Origin of the sequence: Paracoccus albicereus (genome assembly GCF_024359525.1) — a bacterium.
GTDB lineage: Bacteria > Pseudomonadota > Alphaproteobacteria > Rhodobacterales > Rhodobacteraceae > Paracoccus > Paracoccus albicereus.
In genome coordinates this window covers 233394-250236 of the sequence record NZ_JAKZEU010000002.1, presented here as the reverse complement: position 1 = coordinate 250236, position 16843 = coordinate 233394, and the positions used below count along the sequence as shown (strand labels likewise).

Sequence of the window (16843 nt, the reverse complement as noted above, 5' to 3'; positions counted from 1 at the left end):
CTCAATCCTCCATGATGTCTTCGTGCCACAGCGCCTGTCCGCCGGGCTGCGCGAGGAAACGGTGCATCACGTCCTTGCAGCCCGCATCATCCATTAGCGTCACCGACACGCCGCGCGATTCCAGAAACGGAATGTCACCGACGAAATTCTCGGCCTCGCCGACGACCACGCGGGGAATCCCGAACTGCAGGATCGTGCCCGAACACATCATGCAGGGGCTGAGTGTCGTATACAGCGTCGTGTCACGGTAGGTTTTCTGCCGCCCGGCCTTGCGCAGGCAGTCCATCTCGCCATGCGCGATCGGATCACCCTCCTGGACACGCTGATTGTGGCCCGAGGCCACGACCTCTCCGCCGCGGACCAGAACCGCGCCAATGGGCAATCCGCCGTCAGCCAGGCTCTTTTCCGCCTCTTCCAATGCCATCGCCATGAAACGGCTGTCGTCTTCGGTCATGAGTCGCCCTCGCTCGCGTCTGTTTCGCGAAGGTTAGGCCCGCTCATGCCCCGACGACAAGGAAGGCTGTCGCAGCACACTCATGCATTCGCGGTTGGACGCTTTTCGGGCAACAGCGTCCAACTACAGCCCGTAGATGCGGCCGAACTTCTCTTCCAGATAATCGAGCAGCGGCTCGGGGGAAACCTCGCCACCGCTCGCCTGCTCGATCAGCGCGCGCGGCTCCATCAGTCCGCCGTGGCGCTGCAGGTTCTCGCGCAGCCATTCCGTCGCCGGCGATGCATCACCCCGGGCCAGCGCCCCGTCGAGATCCGGCAGAGCGTCGCGTAGCGCGCGGTTAAGACAGCCGGCATAGACATTGCCAAGCGCGTAGGTCGGGAAATATCCGAAAAGCCCCACCGCCCAATGAACGTCTTGAAGGACGCCGTTCGCAGGCCGATCAACCGCAACGCCGAAATCCTTCAGGAAGCGCGCGTTCCACGCCTCTGGGAGGTCTTCCACCGACAGCTTGCCGGCCACAAGATCGCGTTCCAGATCGAACCGCAACATGACGTGAAGATTGTACTGCACCTCATCGGATTCCGTGCGGATGTAACCCGGCGTGACCCGGTTCACGATCCGATAGAACGCGTCTGCATCGGCGACGCCCAGATCGTCGAACGCCTCGCCCATGCGCTGAAACAGCCAGCCGGTGAAGGCCCGACCTCGGCCAAGCTGGTTCTCGTAGATGCGGCTCTGGCTTTCGTGGACGCCCATCGACACGCCCCGGCCCAACGGTGTGAAAGCGTAATCCTCGTCGATGCCCTGTTCATAGCCGGAATGGCCTGTCTCGTGGATGGTGGAATAGATGCAGTTGAACGGGTCGGTCTCAACGACGCGCGTGGTTATGCGGCTATCCTGCCAGCGGCCCGAACTGAAGGGATGCACGGCGATGTCCATGCGTCCCCGCGCCCAGTCATAGCCGAAGGCCGTGGCACAGTCTCGCGCCAGCCGGATCTGCGTGTCGTGCGGATAGGTCCCCTGCAGTGCCGGCGGCTGGTTCTCGGCGCCCAGGATCGCCTCGCGCAGGTCGACCAGACGCGGGCGCATGGCGTCGAAAAGCGCGGCGAGTTCCGCAGCCTTCGCACCCGGCTCGAACAGGTCGAGCAGCGCGTCGTAGGGATCGCCGCCACCTGACAGATGCGCGGCCTCCTCGCGCTTCAGCATGAGGATCGCATCGAGCGTGGGAAGGAATGTCTCCGGCGTGTCGTTCAGCCGTGCCTCTGCCCAGATGCCCTGGGCCAGCGAGGTCTGCCGCGCCAGTTCCGACGCCAGCTTGGAAGGAACGCGGCTGGCGCGGTCGTAGTCGCGCGCGATCAGCTCGACCGCACGCTGTTCAACCTCGGTCTGCGGTTTGGCTGCATCCAGCCATTCACCGATGCGGGGATCCGTGCGGCGATCATGCAGCACGGTTTCCATCGCGCCCAGTTCCTCGGCCCGCTGCTCGACGGCACCGCGCGGCATCACCGTTTCCTGGTCCCAGCCCAGACGTTCGGCGACCGAGGACAGCGCCTCGGTCTCGCGCTGGAAGGCCATCAGATCGTCATAGGCGCTCATCGCACAACTCCGCGGATCGAGGTCTCATGAGGATATCGGGCATGGTGGCGGGCGCGGATGATGAGCACGAACAACGCAACCGCGCCCAGCTGGTGGATCAGCGCCAGGCCAAGCGGTGCTCCGTGGATGATGGTGAAGATGCCCAAGGCGACCTGCACCACGACCATCGCGATCATCGCGGTGAAGGCACCACGCGTGACCGGATGGGGTGAACGGCGGGCGCGCAGCCAGACGACGACCGCGAAGATCGCCAGCAAATACGCGACCATCCGGTGGACGAATTGCACCAGCGCCGGGTTCTCGAAGAGATTGCGCCAGCCGAGCGTCGGGTCCCAGATCGCTTCTGGGATCCACTCGCCGCCCATCGTGGGCCAGCCGGTATATTGGCGCCCGGCATCGATCCCCGCGACCAATGCGCCGATCAGGATCTGGACGAAGGCCAGATGCATCAAGCCGGTGGACATGGAAAACAGCTTCGCCTCCCCTGCCCTGCGCGCCCGCATCAGATCAGCCTCGCTGCGACCCAGCAGCAGCACGTACCACGCGATCAGCCCGAGGATGAAAAAGGCCAGCCCCAGATGCGTCGCAAGCCTGTAGGACGCGACCCGGACCATTCCCTCCTGCAGGCCGGAATGGACCATCCACCAGCCGATCGCGCCCTGCAGCGCGCCAAGCCCGCCCAGCGTCAGCAGCCGGGGCGTCCAACCTGCGGGGATGCGCTTGGTCGCGGCGAAGACAACGAAGCCCACGGCCCAGACCAGCCCGACCGCGCGACCCAGCAGACGATGCGCCCATTCCCACCAATAGATGCGCTTGAACCCGGCGAGATCCATGTCCGGGTTGACCTCGCTGAATTGCGGGATCTGCTGATAGGCTTCGAATTCCGCCTCCCACGCAGCCTGATCCATCGGCGGCAGCGCGCCGGTGACGGGAGCCCATTCGGTGATCGACAGCCCCGACCCGGTCAGCCGGGTCGCGCCGCCAAGGGCGATCATCGAAGCGACCATCACGAACAGGACGATCAGCCATACCTTGATCGCCCGACGCGCCCCTTTGGGCGCGGCGTCGATGATGCCGGTCGACGTGACCGGGCGCGTTGTTGCGGCAGGATCGGAGACGTCCTCGAAAACCGGGCGCTTGGCCATGGGATGGTGTCCTTCGTTTCGCGGGGCGGAGCCTACGGCCCCCCTATCGGCGGGTCAATTGGCGCAGGATGCCGTGCAGGATCTGGACATCGGACCGGGTCAGCGGCATCCGCGACCACAGATTGCGCAGGTTCAGCTTCATCACGGGCGCCTTGTCGGGGGGGAAGAAGAAACCGGCATCGACCAGCTTCTCTTCCCAGTGATCGCCAAGACGTTCCAGCTCCACCCGATCGGCCATCACCTCGCCCTTCGGACGGCGGCCATGCGGGGCGGGTTCGCGCGGCAGGCTGTCGCGACCCCATTCATAGCCCATCAGCAGCACCGCCTGGGCCAGGTTCAGCGACGGAAAATCGGGGTTGACCGGGACCGTCACGATCGCATTGGCCCGCGCGACGTCGTCGTTTTCCAGCCCCGCGCGTTCGGGGCCGAAGATGATCGCCGTGCGCCCCTCCCGGTCGCGGGATGCCGCAGCGGCCTCGGCGGGGGTGACCACGGGTTTCGTCAGCTCGCGCCCGCGCGCCGTCGTCGCATAGGCGAACTCGATCCCGGCCATCGCTTCTGCCAGCGTCGGAAAGACGCGAGCGCGATCAAGAACCTGACCGGCCGCGCCCGATGCCATCGCAACGGCCTTCGGGTTCGGCCAGCCGTCGCGCGGTGCGACCAGGCGCATCTCGGTCAGGCCGAAATTCAGCATTGCGCGCGCGGCAGCGCCGATGTTCTCGCCCATCTGCGGGCGCACCAGAATGACCACGGGGGGTGCGGGCTGATCCATGCGCCGCGCCTTAGCGGCTCTGGCAGCGGGCGGCAAGCTGCGCTATCCCGCTGACAAAGAGGAACACCCGATGTCTGACGCTCCGCAGCTCTATCTGATCCTGCCCACGGCTCTGCCCGTCTCCGAACTCGAACCCCGGCTGACCCCGGTTCTGGACGCACATGCGCCCGCCTGCCTGCGCATCCCGGGTGGTGGTGATGAACAGGATCTCGGCCGCATCGCCGATCTGGTGCGCGAGATCGCCCATGCCCGCGACATCGCGGTCGTGATCGACGATCATATCGAACTTGCCCGCCGTCATGGCCTGGACGGGGTGCATCTGACCGACGGCGCACGCAGCGTGCGCTATGCCCGCAAGGAACTGGGGGCCGACGCGATCGTCGGTGCCTTCTGCGGCGGGTCGCGTCACGACGGCATGAATGCGGGCGAGGCCGGTGCGGATTACGTCAGCTTCGGTCCGGTGGGCGACAGCGCGCTTGGCCACGGTCAGCGCCCCGAGCTGGACCTGTTCCAATGGTGGTCAGAGACGATCGAGGTTCCGGTCGTCGCCGAAGGTGCGCTGGACGCGGACCGGATGGCAGACCTTGCGCCGCTCTGCGATTTCATCGCCATCGGGGCGGAGATCTGGGCCGCCGACGATCCTGTCGCGGCGCTCGACACGCTTTGGGAAGCAGGTCAGGCCTGAGCGCGCAATTCCGCCGCCCTGACCTCCAGCCACAGGGCCAGCGTTGCCAGCGGTCCATTCGGTACTTCGCCGGCCAGCGCCATCCGCGTCAATTCGGACCGGTCCAGAAGATGGCTGCGAATGTCTTCGGCCTCGCTTGCCAGCCCGTGGATCCCGATGACGTCGTCGGGAAGATCCACAGGCGCTACGAACAAATACAGGTATTCGGCCAGTGCGCCGGGGCTGGGGTAGATGCCCATTGCCGGGATCAGCGATCCAAGCCGAAGACCCGCCTCTTCCATCGCCTCGCGGCGGGCCGCAATTTCGGGCGTCTCACCCGCGTCGATGCGCCCTGCGATGGGCTCGATCAGCCATGGCTGGGGGTCGTCGCGCAGCGCAGGCACAACGCGGAATTGCTCGATGACCAGAACCCTGTCGCGCACCGGGTCCCAGGGAAGGACGACCGCGGCATCGCCAAGGATCATCGCAGCGCGCCGCATCTGGGGTGACTGGCCACCGTCATGGCGAAGATGCGACACGGTCCATTCCTCGACCGCGAAGAAGTCGGCGTAGGGCTGGCTGCCCTGTGACAGATGCCACGCGTCGTCATCGCGCGGCGCCGGCATCAAGGGTCTCGTCTCTCGCGAGGCGCGTAGACGCGAATCCGCCCAGACCGCGATCTGCGGCAGCCGCGCGGCGATGGCGGCGATGTCGCGGTCCGCGGGAAGCGCTGCGATGGCCCCCGCGATCCCGGCGGCCAGTGGCGCACGCCAGCGGTGGCGATCCCATGCGACGCCGCCCGGCCCATGCGCCAGGGCGCCCAGGATGCGGTCACCGCGCCAGTCAATCGGCGTAAGTCCCATCACCGACGCGTATCGGTTGAGGGTTGGCGTCATCGGCGCCCGGACCGCCTCGGTCATCGCCCCGTCGTCGTGGTGAAGGACCGGCCAGTTGTGACGCTGAATGCCCGCCTGCAGCCCACCAGTCAGCGTCGCCGGGATCGTTTCGGGTCGCCCGACGACACCAAGAGCCTCGGCCAGCGCAGGATGCGCCGGCGGACCGACCAGCAGCACTTCGGACATCAGAGGGACCGCCCCTCCAATTGCAGCGCTGCGGCGAGGCCCATGTCACGAGCGGCCTCGACGAACATCGTATCGAAGGCCGAGAACATCAGCGCCGAGAGGGTCTGACCCTCGTCCGAGGATGCCCATTCGATATAGCGATCAAGCTCTTCGTCGGAGAGCGGCGAGTAGGCAAAAAGAAGATACGCGCTCAGCCATTCGATCGTGTCGGCGCGCATCGACGGTTCCTGCGCGATCACATCTTCCAGCAATTGCGCATCGCTCATCGGCATCGGATAGCCGCCACCATCGGAAAATCCGCGCGAAAAGGCGTAGGCCGCGTTCAGCGCGCCAGCCACGTTCGGTTCGACCAGATCGGCCTCGTCAAGAAGACGGCGGATCTGCGCCATCCGCGGCGCATCGCGGGCAACCGCACGTGCGAGTGCCGCCTTTGCGTCATCCTCGGCGCCGTCTTCCAGCAAAGCCAAGCGGGCGGAAGTTTCAAGCGCGACGAAGCGTTGTCCAAGCGGGCTTTCGTAGAAGCCGAGCGCACCGGCGATCTCGGACGGATCGCGTCCCTCCAGACCGCGCAACATGGCATCCCGCAGCAGCGCGCTGAGACGTTCGGGACGGTGGATGCGGCCGATCGCCTCGTTCCAGCCACCCAGGCCGCCGCGCTCGAACATCGTGGCGGCCATCTCGTCTGCCTGAACCAGCGCTTCGTCGCGCAGGATCGGCATCATTTCATCAAGTCGCAGGACCTGCCACATCCGGTCGACGACCGCTTCCGCACTGGATTGGGTGGCGGTCGTCCGCGCCTGAACGTCCGACTGTGCGAAGGCCGGCAATGTCGGAAGGGACACGGCAAGGACCGCACCCGCCAGAAGACAGTGTCGCAGCATGATGGGTCCTTTCCTCACTGCCGCCTTTTTCGCAGCTACCCCCTTGCGCATCAACCCCCGCCCCGATACATCCCCGCCTCACCACCCGAAAGCGCGGAGAGGTGCCGGAGTGGTCGAACGGGGCGGTCTCGAAAACCGTTGAGCCTGCAAGGGTTCCGTGGGTTCGAATCCCACCCTCTCCGCCACTCACATTCCCTGTCATCCCGGTTCTTGGCGATCAGAGCACAGCCTGCGCCGCCGCTTCCGGACGTTTACCGCCCGCCTTCGGGTTGACCTCGCTTCAGCGCCAGCGCAACACTCGTCCGCGTTGTTTTTGAGAAGGGCAAGATGAAGCATTTCGACAGCAGGACCGCTTTGGCCATGAGCCTCGTACTCTCCGGCGCCGGGATGGCCCAGGCGCAGGACGCATGGCCGACAGAGCCGGTTCATGTCTACGTTGGCTTCCCTGCCGGATCGTCCCCGGATGTGCTGGCGCGTCTCATCACCGAACCGCTGGCAGAGAAACTGGGCCAGCCTGTCGTGGTTGAAAACAAGCCCGGCGCGGGTGGCGTGATCGGCGTCCAGCAGATGCTGGCGGGTAAGGAAAACTACGCCTTCGGCACCACGATCAATGGCCCGCTCACGACCTCGCCGCGGCTGACGGCGGATGTCGGCTATGACGTCGCAGCGGATATCGCCCCGGTGACGCTGATCGCGACGTCGCCGCTGGTGCTGGCGATGGCCGCCGATGCTGCGCCCGGCGACGTCGCGGGATTTATCGATGCAGCCAAGGCCGAACCTGATGCAATCGCCTACGGCTCGGTCGGACAAGGTTCGGGCGCGCATCTGACGGCAGAGCTTTTCGCGGATGCCGCCGGCATCCAGATGCTGCACGTCCCCTTCGCGAGCTATGCCGAAGTGACCACGTCGATCATCGGTGGCGAGATCGATGCGGGCTTCATGGCGCCCTCGGCAGCGCTTCCTCAGGTCGAAGCGGGCAAGATGAAGATGCTAGGCATCACGTCGTCCGAACCCTTCGCACAGGTTCCCGACGTGCCCGTGATCGCCGGACAAGCCGACATTCCCGATGATTTCCGCGCCGAGTTGTGGAATGCCTTCATCGCGCCCGCCGGGACCGACCCCGCGATCATCGAGCGTTTGAACGCAGAGGTGAATGAGATTCTGAAGGACCCGGCTGTCCAGGAGCAGATGCTGACCATGGGCTGGCAGGCGCAGGGTGGTTCGGCCGACGATCTGTCGCAGCGGATCAGCGACGATACCGAAACATGGGGTGCGGTGATCGACCGGGTCGAAGCTCAGTAGATCAGCATGCGGCGTGACTGGCACGATCTGCTTGGTGGCGTCGCGATGGTCGCCACAGGTCTGTTCGTATCGATCTACTCGCAGCTCCATTACGATATCGGCAGCCTTCGCCAGATGGGACCGGGCTTCTTTCCCGTCACGCTCGGCGGAATTCTGGCGGTCCTTGGACTGGCGATCGCCCTGCCTGCGTGGCGTCGTAGCGGGACGGCGCGCCCTCTGGCTTTGCCCGAGATGCTCGCGATCCTCGCCGCCATCGCGGTCTTCGGTTTCGGACTTCAGACGCTGGGAATCGTTGTCGCAACCGCGATCGCCGTGGTTCTTGCCAGCCTTCCCGCGCCGCGTCCAGGCTGGATCTGGCGGTGCGTGCTTGCCGTGGCCGTGACAGCACTGACATGGCTGGTCTTCAAGCACGGCCTGCGCATGACCATGCCAGTCTGGCCGGAGTTTCCGGGGTGACCGCCTTCGACGGCCTCATGCATGGATTTTCGGTGGCTATGCGCCCCGATGTCTTGATCTACTGCGTCCTGGGCGTGGTTCTCGGGACTTTCATAGGTGTGCTGCCGGGCATCGGCGCGATGGCAGCGATCTCTTTGCTGCTGCCGATTACCTACTATATCAGCCCCGAAGCTGCGTTGATCATGCTTGGTGGCGTCTATTACGGCGCGCAGTATGGCGGCGCGGTGGCGTCCATCCTGCTGCGTCTGCCCGGCACCCCGCAATCCGCGGTCACCACGCTCGACGGTTATCCGATGGCGCGGCAGGGACGTGCAGGGGTCGCACTTTTCGCCTCGATGATCTCATCGTTTCTGGGTTCCATGATCGGCATCGCGGTGTTGATCGGACTGGCCGGGTGGTTGTCGAACGCGGCGACCAGCTTTGGTGCTGCCGATTATGCCGCAATGATGGTGCTGGGGCTGGTGGCCGCCTCGACCATCGGATCGAAGAGCCCGGTCAAAGCGTTCGCGATGGTGGTGCTGGGACTGATCCTTGGATGCGTCGGGACAGATGTGAACAGCGGTGTGCAGCGCCTGACCTTCGGTCAGACCGAACTGCTGGACGGGATCAACCTCGTTGCGCTGGCGATGGGTCTTTTCGGCGTGGCCGAAATCATAGGAAACGTCCGCGCTGCCGAACGCGAAGGAAGCCCGCCCCATGTCAGCCTGCGCCAACTGCTGCCTACCCGCGACGACCTGCGCAGATTGCCCGGCCCGATCGTACGGGGCGGCGCGCTCGGTGCGTTATTCGGCGCACTGCCCGGTACAGGCTCGACCATCTCTTCATTTCTCTCCTACGCGCTTGAACGCCGGGTCTCGCGTCGACCGGAGCGCTTCGGCGAGGGTGCGATCGAGGGCGTTGCGGGGCCCGAGGCCGCCAACAATTCTGCAGCGATCTCGGCTTTCGTGCCGACATTGACGCTGGGCATTCCGGGCGATCCGATCATGGCGCTGATGCTGGGCGCGCTGGTCATTCACGGGATCCAGCCTGGACCGCTGATGCTGGATGCGCGCCCCGACATGTTCTGGGGGCTCGTCGTCAGCTTTGGTATCGGCAACTTGATCCTGCTGGTGCTGAATCTGCCGCTGATCGGGATCTGGGTGTCGATGCTGCGCATCCCCTTCCGCTGGCTGTATCCCGCCATCGTGGTCTTCGTCTGCCTCGGCGTCTATTCGGTGCGGGGTTCCAGCTACGACATCGCGGCGGTCGCGGTGATCGGTGCCGCAGGCTATCTTCTCGCGGTTGCGCGCTTCAATCCGGCACTGCTGTTGCTGGGCTTCGTCCTGGGCCCACTGATCGAGACCAATCTACGCCGCGCCATGCTGATCGGCCGGGGCGATCCCATGATCTTCCTGACCCGCCCGATTTCGGCGGTGTTCGTTGCAGCGACGGTGGCCTTGATCACCGCCGCCATTTGGGGAGCGCTTCGCAAACGCCGCGAAGGCCTGGGTCAACGCTGAACACCTGTCCGCAACAAGAAGCGTGGCTCACGCCAACCGCTCGCGCATCCTATCGACGTGGCCGACAGGATGCGGCACATGTCTGTGTGAGCCGAAACCATAAACATCGAGATCATGAGATGAGCAGAACACTTGCCGCCCTCGCCACTCTTGCCCTTGTCGCCGGTTGCACCGTCGCTCCGAACAGTCAGGTGATGGTCCGCGGTGCAGGGCCTGACGACCTTTTGAAACTTCGCAGCGGGCCCGGGTTGAACTACGACATCATCATGGGGCTGCCGGACGGCACGCGGCTGAACCGGGGCACCTGTGCGCCTGCGAACGGAACGACGTGGTGTCGCGTGACGCTTGCCGCCTCGCCGCGGGTTTCGGGCTATGTCTCAGCGGAATATCTGGGCGTTATCTGACGCGTCAGGTCGCTAGGCCTCGGTCCGGGCGAGAGCCTTGTCCAAGGCATCGCTCGCCCTGCCCTTGCGAGCGGTCAGGGGCGCCAGCAACGTGTAGAGCAGCGGGATCAGAAAAACGATCAGAACACTCGAGAACGCCAGACCGCCCAGGATCACCAGACCGATCGCGATACGGCTTTCTGCACCGGCGCCGCTGGCGAGCACCAGCGGCACTGCACCCAGCAGGGTCGAGATGACCGTCATCATGATCGCTCGAAGACGCGCGGTCGCGCCCTCGATCGCGGCCTCGCGCACGTCCTTGCCCTCATCGCGAAGCTGGTTGGCGAATTCGACAATCAGGATGCCGTTCTTGGCCATCAGCCCGATCAGCAGGACCATCCCGACCTGACTGTATATGTTGAGCGACTGGCCTGTCAGCAACAGCGTTCCAAGGGCCCCGGTCACGCCGAGCGGGATGGGAAGAATGATGATCAGCGGATGAATGAAGCTTTCGAACTGGGCTGCCAGAACGAGAAAGACGATGAGGATGGCCAGTCCGAAGGCAAGGAACAGCGCGCCGGATGAATCCTGTAGTTCGCGCGCCTGACCATCCAGCGCGATCGTCGCCTCGACCGGCAGGGCTTCGGTCGCCGCGTCCTCTACAAAGGCGACCGCGCTGCCCAGATCGTAGCCGTCGGCCAGACCAGCCGACAGTTCGATCGACGGCAGACGATTGAAGCGATAAAGCGCGGGCGGACCAGCATCCTGTTCGATGAAGACCAGATCGGCCAGCGGCACAAGCTGGCCGGAATCGGCCCGGATGAAGCTGGCCGAGATATCCTGCGCCGAGACGCGATCGGAATCCTCGGCCTGAACGATCACGGGGTACTGGCGGCCATCTTCGGTGAACTCGCCGACCTCGGCCGAGGCGAACAGCACCTGCAGCGCTTCCGATACATCGGCCGCATCGAGGCCGAGGTCAAGAACACGGTCGCGATCCACCGTGACGCGAAAGCCGGGCTGATTGGGCTCGTATTCGTTCTGCACATTGGTCAGCTGGTCATTGTCCTCCATCACGCGCTGAAGCGTCGTGGCCCATTCGATCACGTCGGCGCGGTTCGGCCCACCGACCTGAACCTGCAAGGGCGTCCCCGACCCGCGCAGGCCCAGCCCTGCCGGACTGTCGACGCGGATGTCCGCTGCGCTGATCCGGCTGAGCGCGGGCTCGACCCGGGCGATGATGTCGAACTGCGATTCGGCGCGTTTATCCCATTCCGACAGTCGGACAATCACGAAGGCGCGGTTCAGGTCGCCGTAGCGTCCGACGATCGAGGTGATGCCGGTCGCCACGCCCTCATCCAGCAACGGCTGGAGGATGGTTTCGACCTCGGACACGACCTCGTCGGTATAGGTGAGATTGACGCCGATCGGTCCGTCGACATTAACGAAGAACAATCCCCGATCCTCTTCCGGAGTCAGTTCTGACGGCAGCCGGTCGAACAGTGGCCATGACAGGGCGCCAAGGAAGGCAACGAAACCCAGGATAAGCCAGGGCAGCGCCAGCACACGCCCCAATACCCTGCCGAAGCCGCGTTCGATCGATGCGAAGACGCGATTGAGAAGCCGTCCGAAACGCCCGGGCTTCTGCGAGGTGCTGAGCAGTCGCGACGCGAGAAGCGGACAAAGCGACAACGCCACGAAACTGGACACGATCACGGCGATGGCGAGGGTTATGCCGAACTCGGTAAACAGTCGCCCCGCCTCGCCCTCCAGCAGGGAAATGGGGACGAAGACCGAGACAAGCACAGCCGTCGTCGCGATCACCGCGAAGGTCACCTGGCGCGATCCGTTTGCAGCGGCCGCGAGCGACGCCTCGCCTTTCTCGATCCGACGTTGGACGTTCTCCAGAACGACGATCGCGTCGTCCACGACCAGGCCGATCGCCAGGATCAGCGCGAAGAGCGTCAGAATGTTGATCGAAAATCCGAAAAGGGCCAGCCCGGCGCAGGCTCCGACCACAGCGACGGGGATCGTAACGGCGGGCACCAGCGTCGCGCGCAGCGAACCCAGAAAGAAGGCGATCACCCCAATGACCAGGGCGGTGGTAATCGCAAGCGTGATCAGGACCTCGCGGATCGAGGCGCGGATAAAGACGGCATCGTCGCTCGCCACGGTCAGTTCGGTTCCTGGTGGCAGGCTGTCGCGCAGATCCTCCAGCATCGCCTCGACCTCGTTCGAGATCTCGACGGTGTTTGATTGCGACTGACGCAGGACCGACAGCCCGATCGCCGACTGAAAGTTCGCCCGCAGGATAGAGCTGTCATCCTCGACCCCACGTTCGACGCGCGCGACGTCCGCAAGCGTGACAGGGTAGTCCGCCGTGCCGCCGACCGGAATGCGTTCGAATTCGGTGGGGTCGGACAGCCGCGTATCGGTCCGGACCTGAAACTGGCGCGATCCGGTTTCAAGTTCACCCGCCGGCAGCTCGACGTTGTTCCGCTCGAGCGCTTCGACGACCTCTGACGTTGTGATGTTGCGGGCAGCCAGTGCGCGCCCATCTAGCCAGATCCGCATCGCATAGGCTTGTTCGCCATCGATTGTCACGTCCGCCACACCGCTGATCGTGCCAAGGCGATCGACCAAATAGCGGTCGGCAAAGTCCGTCAGGTCCGACGCCGACTGGCGCTCGCTTGTCAGGCTTAACCGGATCACGGGATCGCCCTGGTCGTCGTTTTTGGCGACTGTCGGTTCCTCGGCTTCCAGAGGCAGATCGCCGACGATCCGCGCCACCTCGGCCCGGACGTCGTTCGCGGCGACGTCGATGTCGACGCCGGTCTCGAAGTCGATGACCGTTCTGCTGTTCCCGCGTGCGCTGTCCGACGAAATGGTCCGGATGCCGGATATTCCCGAGACGGCCCCTTCGATCACGGTCGCGATCTCGGCGTCCACGACCTCGGGTGCCGCGCCTTCATAGGGGACGTTGACGGTCACGGTCGACGTATCGACATTCGGCAGTTCGCGTACAGGCAGCGACAGAATGGCGGTCGTTCCGCCCACGATAATCAGCAGGTTCGCGACGATGGCAAGGATCGGGCGGCGCAGGCACAGCTCCGACAGCGTCATGGCGCGGTCTCGTCTGCGGCCGTCAGGGTCCGCCCCGCGTCCGCCACTTTCGGTTCGACGCGATCGCCGTCCTTGATGGCCTGCAGTCCGCTGGTTATGACGCTTTCACCTTCCTCAAGCCCCTCCAGGATCTCGACCGATCCGTCCTGCAGCAGACCCGTTCGCACGGCCCTTTCTTTCGCAACACCATCCGCGGTGACGAAAACGAAGGACTCGTCGCCGACATTCACGACTGCCAGCTCCGGCACGGTGACCGAGTCTCGCGTCTCGAGCGTCAGATCGACATTCATCAGCATGCCGGTGGTCAGCGTGCCTTCGGGATTGTCGAATACACCGCGCACTTCGAAAAATCTCGCCACAGGGTCGATGCGCGTTCCGACGGTGGCAACTTCCCCTTCGAAGACCTCATCGCTGCCGCTCCCGGTTGCGAACAGAGCCTGACCTTGCCGGACGCTGGTGAACAGGGACTCGGGCAGATTGAAGATGACCTCCATCTGCGACAGGTCATCCAAGGTGGTGATCACGTCCGTCGGCTCGATCCGTGCGCCGACCTCGATATCGGTCAGACCGACTGTGCCGGCGAATGGCGCGACGATGCGGCGATCATCGACCTCGATCTGGGCCGCGTCGACCTCTGCCCGTGCCAGGTCGAGTTCGGCCTGAACCGTATCGACCGAAGCTTCTGGCGCCACGTCGCGGTCGGATAGCTCAATCGTCCGATCGGCCGTCGCTTGCGCATTCCCCAGCCGTGCCTGAACCTGCCGCAGAACGGCACGCTCGGCCCGGTCGTCCAGCTGAACAAGCAGGTATCCGGCGTCGACCCTGGTGCCGCTCGGCACGTCGAAGGACGTCACGACGCCCGCGGTCTTCGCCAGGATATCGACGGACCGGATTGCCCGTGTGTCTCCCACGGCCGAGAATTGATCGAGGATTTCCGTTCGTTCTGCCACCGCTGTCCGAACGGCCTGCACCTCGGGCCCGCGATCACCCTCGCTACCCTCATCTTCGGCCAGAACGCGGTCGACCAGGGGACCGCCGAGGCCAAGCGCCGCACCGATGCCCAGGGCGATCGCGACAACGCATGCGACCGCCAGAATGCCTTTCTGCATGTGCAGCTACCTCGCCCTAGGGATGTGAAGGATAGTTCCACACAGGCAAGACGCTACGTCGGCAAGAGTTCCGGCAGGGCTTCAACAATCGCGTTATCCGTGGGCGAATGGATACGGAAAAGGCGCATCGTCGCCGCGCGCACTGACAGACCCGAAGGAAACTACTTCGCTGCCTCGAACTCTGCTGCGTCCTGGTCCCGCTGATCCTGAACGCGCTTGTTCGCGTCGTCGCGCTCAGTCTCAAGCGAAGCACGGATGTCCCCCGCGCGCGCTGAATAGTCAGCATGAGCGTCAGACAGCGCAGCCCGCAGATCGCTGTCCTGATCCGGCGTAAGATCCTTTTCCCGCATCCACTTGGAAAGGCGATTGCTTTCACGCAGCGCCCTGATGCTGACGCAATTGTCCAGTTTCAGCAGTGCGCTGGCGCTCGCATTGGAATTGCGCAGTTGGGTCATCGCAGACTGATTGTCGCTTTTCAGCATCTCGATGCTGTTGGCATTCCGACGTCGCATCTCGTCAATCACGCGCGTCAGTTCGTTCTGGGAGGCGATCGGTGTGAAAAGCCCGCCCCCGGCCTTTGCGACGGCTTCAAGCTGCGCGCGTTCTTCCGCGGGCAGATCGAGCCCAAGGATGTTCACGACGGCACGGATATCGCCCTCATGCAGGGCGCGAGCCTGCGCGACGGGATCGCCACCGCAGGTCTCCTCGCCGTCAGAAACGACGTAGACCACCTGTTCGCCGGGCATCTCGGAACGTGCCAGTTGCGACCCCGCCTGTGCCAGCGCGTCCGCGAGCGGCGTCCAACCTGCAGGGTTCAGCGTGCTGATCGCGCTTTGCAGGTCGGCCCTTTCACCTGTGTCAGAAACCAGCGTTTCGACCCCGGCGCAGCTTGCCGACCGACCCGCCTCGTCGTTCGTGCCCTGATGGCCAAAGGCGATGAGGCTGGCCGTGACGTCGTCGGGCAGGTCGTCAAGCATCGCACCCACCGCCTGCTTGGCGGCGTCCATCTTCGTCGTGCCGCCAAGCGTCCCGGCCATCGATCCGGACGCATCGAAAGCGACAACCAGCCGCCGCAGCGGTGGCGGGCCTGCCTCTGTCGCGCCACGAAAATCCCCGTCGCGCTGATCGTCCCGCATCTCGGGCATGTCGACGAAGCAGCTTTCAATCTCTTCACCCTCGGCCTGAAGGAATTCGGCCAACAGCGCGTCGGTCTCCTGCGCCAAGGCGGGGACCGCTGTCATAATAAGGACCGTCAGCATGATCAGGCGCATGAGCAGGCTCCTTGAAACATCAAGCTTCAGTTTACACTTCGGCAGACTAGCGCGGGGACAACGTGGCGTCGACGCGGCATCTTTTGTCAGACGAGTATGGCCGATCACGGCCCTAGAAGTCCCAGTCTTCATCCTCTGTCGCGACCGCCTTGCCGATGACGTAGGATGAACCCGAGCCCGAAAAGAAGTCGTGGTTCTCGCTGTCGGGCGACAGGGCGGCCAGAATCGCGGGGTTCACCTCGCAGGCGGCGGCGGGGAACAGCGCCTCATAGCTCAGGTTCTGCAGCGCCTTGTTGGCGTTGTAGTGCAGGAAGGCCTTAACGTCTTCGGTCAGGCCGATCCCGTCATAAAGCTCCTCGGCGTAGCGCGCCTCGATCTCGTAGAGGTCGAACATCAGCGCGAAAGCGAACTCCTTCAGCGCCGCGCGCTCGGCCTCCGGCACCTGCTCCAGCCCGCGCTGGAACTTGTAGCCGACGTAATAGCCATGCACGGCCTCGTCGCGGATGATCAGCCGGATCAGGTCGGCGGTGTTGGTCAGCTTGGCACGCGAGGACCAGTACATCGGCAGGTAGAACCCGGAATAGAACAGGAAGCTCTCCAGGAAGACCGACGCGATCTTGCGGCGCAGCGGATCGGCCCCCGCCTTGTATTCGTCCAGGATCAGCCGGGCCTTCTGCTGCAGATGCGGGTTCTCCTCGGACCAGCGGAAGGCGTCGTCCGCCTCGGCGGTCGAGCAAAGCGTCGAGAAGATCGACGAATAGGACCGCGCATGCACCGCCTCCATGAAGGCGATGTTGGACAGCACCGCCTCCTCATGGGGGGTGATCGCATCGCCCATCAGCGACGGCGCGCCCAGACCGCTCTGGATCGTGTCCAGCATGGTCAGTCCGGTGAAGACCCGGATGGTCAGCTCGCGCTCGGCCGGCCGCAGCGTGGCCCAGCTCTGCACGTCGTTGGACAGCGGCACCTTCTCGGGCAGCCAGAAATTCGCCGTCAGCCGGTTCCAGACCTCCAGGTCCTTCTCATCCTCCAGCCGGTTCCAGTTGATCGCGCGCGCCGCGCCCGTCACCATGTCACGCATCGCCCAAACCCTTCTTCATTCAAAT

Annotated in this window: 15 protein-coding genes and 1 tRNA gene; 6 read left to right on the top strand and 10 right to left on the bottom strand. The window is 64.5% G+C overall.

The features are described 5' to 3' along the window. Nucleotide 1: 1 nt before the first annotated feature. The 4 genes from MLD63_RS04760 to MLD63_RS04745 all read right to left on the bottom strand — a co-directional run bounded on the left by MLD63_RS04760 (nucleotide 2) and on the right by MLD63_RS04745 (nucleotide 3967). Entirely contained in the window at nucleotides 2–454 is a 453-nt protein-coding gene (locus MLD63_RS04760; protein ID WP_255328751.1) for a nucleoside deaminase, read from the bottom strand. Between the two features lie 123 nt (nucleotides 455–577). Next, the gene (locus MLD63_RS04755) at nucleotides 578–2050 is read right to left on the bottom strand and encodes a carboxypeptidase M32 (RefSeq protein WP_255328750.1); all 1473 of its coding nucleotides are present in this window, start codon (nucleotides 2048–2050) and stop codon (nucleotides 578–580) included. After that, nucleotides 2047–3195, bottom strand: coding sequence for a heme A synthase (ctaA, locus tag MLD63_RS04750; RefSeq protein WP_255328749.1), 1149 nt, complete (start codon nucleotides 3193–3195; stop codon nucleotides 2047–2049). The genes MLD63_RS04755 and ctaA overlap by 4 nt, the downstream gene beginning before the upstream one ends. 43 nt (nucleotides 3196–3238) lie before the next feature. Further along, on the bottom strand, nucleotides 3239–3967 hold the full coding sequence (locus tag MLD63_RS04745) for an RNA methyltransferase (protein ID WP_255328748.1): 729 nt from the start codon (nucleotides 3965–3967) through the stop codon (nucleotides 3239–3241). Nucleotides 3968–4037: 70 nt separating this feature from the next. Between MLD63_RS04745 and MLD63_RS04740 the strand changes: the two genes are divergently transcribed. Further along, nucleotides 4038–4652 carry a thiamine phosphate synthase gene (locus tag MLD63_RS04740; protein WP_255328747.1) on the top strand — a complete coding sequence of 205 codons (615 nt, stop codon included), beginning with the start codon at nucleotides 4038–4040 and terminating at the stop codon, nucleotides 4650–4652. Here the strand turns inward: MLD63_RS04740 and MLD63_RS04735 are convergent. Next, nucleotides 4643–5713 carry an NUDIX domain-containing protein gene (locus tag MLD63_RS04735; RefSeq protein ID WP_255328746.1) on the bottom strand — a complete coding sequence of 357 codons (1071 nt, stop codon included), beginning with the start codon at nucleotides 5711–5713 and terminating at the stop codon, nucleotides 4643–4645. The two genes, MLD63_RS04740 and MLD63_RS04735, sit on opposite strands and share 10 nt — an antisense overlap. Then, on the bottom strand, nucleotides 5713–6594 hold the full coding sequence (locus MLD63_RS04730) for a DUF2059 domain-containing protein (RefSeq protein WP_255328745.1): 882 nt from the start codon (nucleotides 6592–6594) through the stop codon (nucleotides 5713–5715). The genes MLD63_RS04735 and MLD63_RS04730 overlap by 1 nt, the downstream gene beginning before the upstream one ends. Before the next feature lie 95 nt (nucleotides 6595–6689). On the opposite strand from MLD63_RS04730, the gene MLD63_RS04725 reads away from it, so the two are divergent. The 5 genes from MLD63_RS04725 (at nucleotide 6690) to MLD63_RS04705 (ending at nucleotide 10255) form a co-directional block, all read left to right on the top strand. Continuing rightward, a tRNA-Ser gene (locus tag MLD63_RS04725) sits at nucleotides 6690–6779 on the top strand. Between the two features lie 175 nt (nucleotides 6780–6954). Then, nucleotides 6955–7896 (top strand): Bug family tripartite tricarboxylate transporter substrate binding protein, encoded by a 942-nt coding sequence (locus MLD63_RS04720; RefSeq protein ID WP_255328744.1) that lies wholly within the window; start codon nucleotides 6955–6957, stop codon nucleotides 7894–7896. A 6-nt stretch (nucleotides 7897–7902) separates the two neighbouring features. Continuing rightward, nucleotides 7903–8352, top strand: coding sequence for a tripartite tricarboxylate transporter TctB family protein (locus MLD63_RS04715; protein ID WP_255328743.1), 450 nt, complete (start codon nucleotides 7903–7905; stop codon nucleotides 8350–8352). After that, on the top strand, nucleotides 8289–9851 hold the full coding sequence (locus MLD63_RS04710) for a tripartite tricarboxylate transporter permease (RefSeq protein WP_255328742.1): 1563 nt from the start codon (nucleotides 8289–8291) through the stop codon (nucleotides 9849–9851). The genes MLD63_RS04715 and MLD63_RS04710 overlap by 64 nt, the downstream gene beginning before the upstream one ends. Before the next feature lie 119 nt (nucleotides 9852–9970). Further along, complete coding sequence (locus tag MLD63_RS04705) at nucleotides 9971–10255, top strand: SH3 domain-containing protein (protein ID WP_255328741.1); 285 nt, start codon at nucleotides 9971–9973, stop codon at nucleotides 10253–10255. A 12-nt stretch (nucleotides 10256–10267) separates the two neighbouring features. On the opposite strand, the gene MLD63_RS04700 is transcribed toward MLD63_RS04705, so the two are convergent. The 4 genes from MLD63_RS04700 to nrdF form a co-directional block, all read right to left on the bottom strand. Then, the gene (locus MLD63_RS04700; RefSeq protein WP_255328740.1) at nucleotides 10268–13357 is read right to left on the bottom strand and encodes an efflux RND transporter permease subunit; all 3090 of its coding nucleotides are present in this window, start codon (nucleotides 13355–13357) and stop codon (nucleotides 10268–10270) included. After that, complete coding sequence (locus tag MLD63_RS04695; protein ID WP_255328739.1) at nucleotides 13354–14466, bottom strand: efflux RND transporter periplasmic adaptor subunit; 1113 nt, start codon at nucleotides 14464–14466, stop codon at nucleotides 13354–13356. Before MLD63_RS04695 ends, MLD63_RS04700 begins: the two co-directional genes overlap by 4 nt. 161 nt (nucleotides 14467–14627) lie before the next feature. Beyond that, the gene (locus MLD63_RS04690) at nucleotides 14628–15737 is read right to left on the bottom strand and encodes a vWA domain-containing protein (RefSeq protein ID WP_255328738.1); all 1110 of its coding nucleotides are present in this window, start codon (nucleotides 15735–15737) and stop codon (nucleotides 14628–14630) included. A 112-nt stretch (nucleotides 15738–15849) separates the two neighbouring features. Continuing rightward, a complete protein-coding gene (gene nrdF, locus MLD63_RS04685; RefSeq protein ID WP_255328737.1) occupies nucleotides 15850–16818 on the bottom strand; it encodes a class 1b ribonucleoside-diphosphate reductase subunit beta in 969 nt (322 codons plus the stop codon). Nucleotides 16819–16843 lie beyond the last annotated feature (25 nt).

Bases quoted from the DNA above. Each gene is read 5' to 3' on its own strand.
- MLD63_RS04695 (WP_255328739.1), bottom strand. From the start codon at position 14,466: ATGCAGAAAGGCATTCTGGCGGTCGCATGCGTTGTCGCGATCGCCCTG.
- nrdF (WP_255328737.1), bottom strand. From the start codon at position 16,818: ATGCGTGACATGGTGACGGGCGCGGCGCGCGCGATCAACTGGAACCGG.
- MLD63_RS04735 (WP_255328746.1), bottom strand. From the start codon at position 5,713: ATGTCCGAAGTGCTGCTGGTCGGTCCGCCGGCGCATCCTGCGCTGGCC.
- ctaA (WP_255328749.1), bottom strand. From the start codon at position 3,195: ATGGCCAAGCGCCCGGTTTTCGAGGACGTCTCCGATCCTGCCGCAACA.
- MLD63_RS04720 (WP_255328744.1), top strand. From the start codon at position 6,955: ATGAGCCTCGTACTCTCCGGCGCCGGGATGGCCCAGGCGCAGGACGCA.
- MLD63_RS04710 (WP_255328742.1), top strand. From the start codon at position 8,289: ATGGCTGGTCTTCAAGCACGGCCTGCGCATGACCATGCCAGTCTGGCC.
- MLD63_RS04755 (WP_255328750.1), bottom strand. From the start codon at position 2,050: ATGAGCGCCTATGACGATCTGATGGCCTTCCAGCGCGAGACCGAGGCG.
- MLD63_RS04700 (WP_255328740.1), bottom strand. From the start codon at position 13,357: ATGACGCTGTCGGAGCTGTGCCTGCGCCGCCCGATCCTTGCCATCGTC.
- MLD63_RS04715 (WP_255328743.1), top strand. From the start codon at position 7,903: ATGCGGCGTGACTGGCACGATCTGCTTGGTGGCGTCGCGATGGTCGCC.
- MLD63_RS04745 (WP_255328748.1), bottom strand. From the start codon at position 3,967: ATGGATCAGCCCGCACCCCCCGTGGTCATTCTGGTGCGCCCGCAGATG.
- MLD63_RS04705 (WP_255328741.1), top strand. From the start codon at position 9,971: ATGAGCAGAACACTTGCCGCCCTCGCCACTCTTGCCCTTGTCGCCGGT.
- MLD63_RS04690 (WP_255328738.1), bottom strand. From the start codon at position 15,737: ATGCGCCTGATCATGCTGACGGTCCTTATTATGACAGCGGTCCCCGCC.
- MLD63_RS04740 (WP_255328747.1), top strand. From the start codon at position 4,038: ATGTCTGACGCTCCGCAGCTCTATCTGATCCTGCCCACGGCTCTGCCC.
- MLD63_RS04760 (WP_255328751.1), bottom strand. From the start codon at position 454: ATGACCGAAGACGACAGCCGTTTCATGGCGATGGCATTGGAAGAGGCG.
- MLD63_RS04730 (WP_255328745.1), bottom strand. From the start codon at position 6,594: ATGCTGCGACACTGTCTTCTGGCGGGTGCGGTCCTTGCCGTGTCCCTT.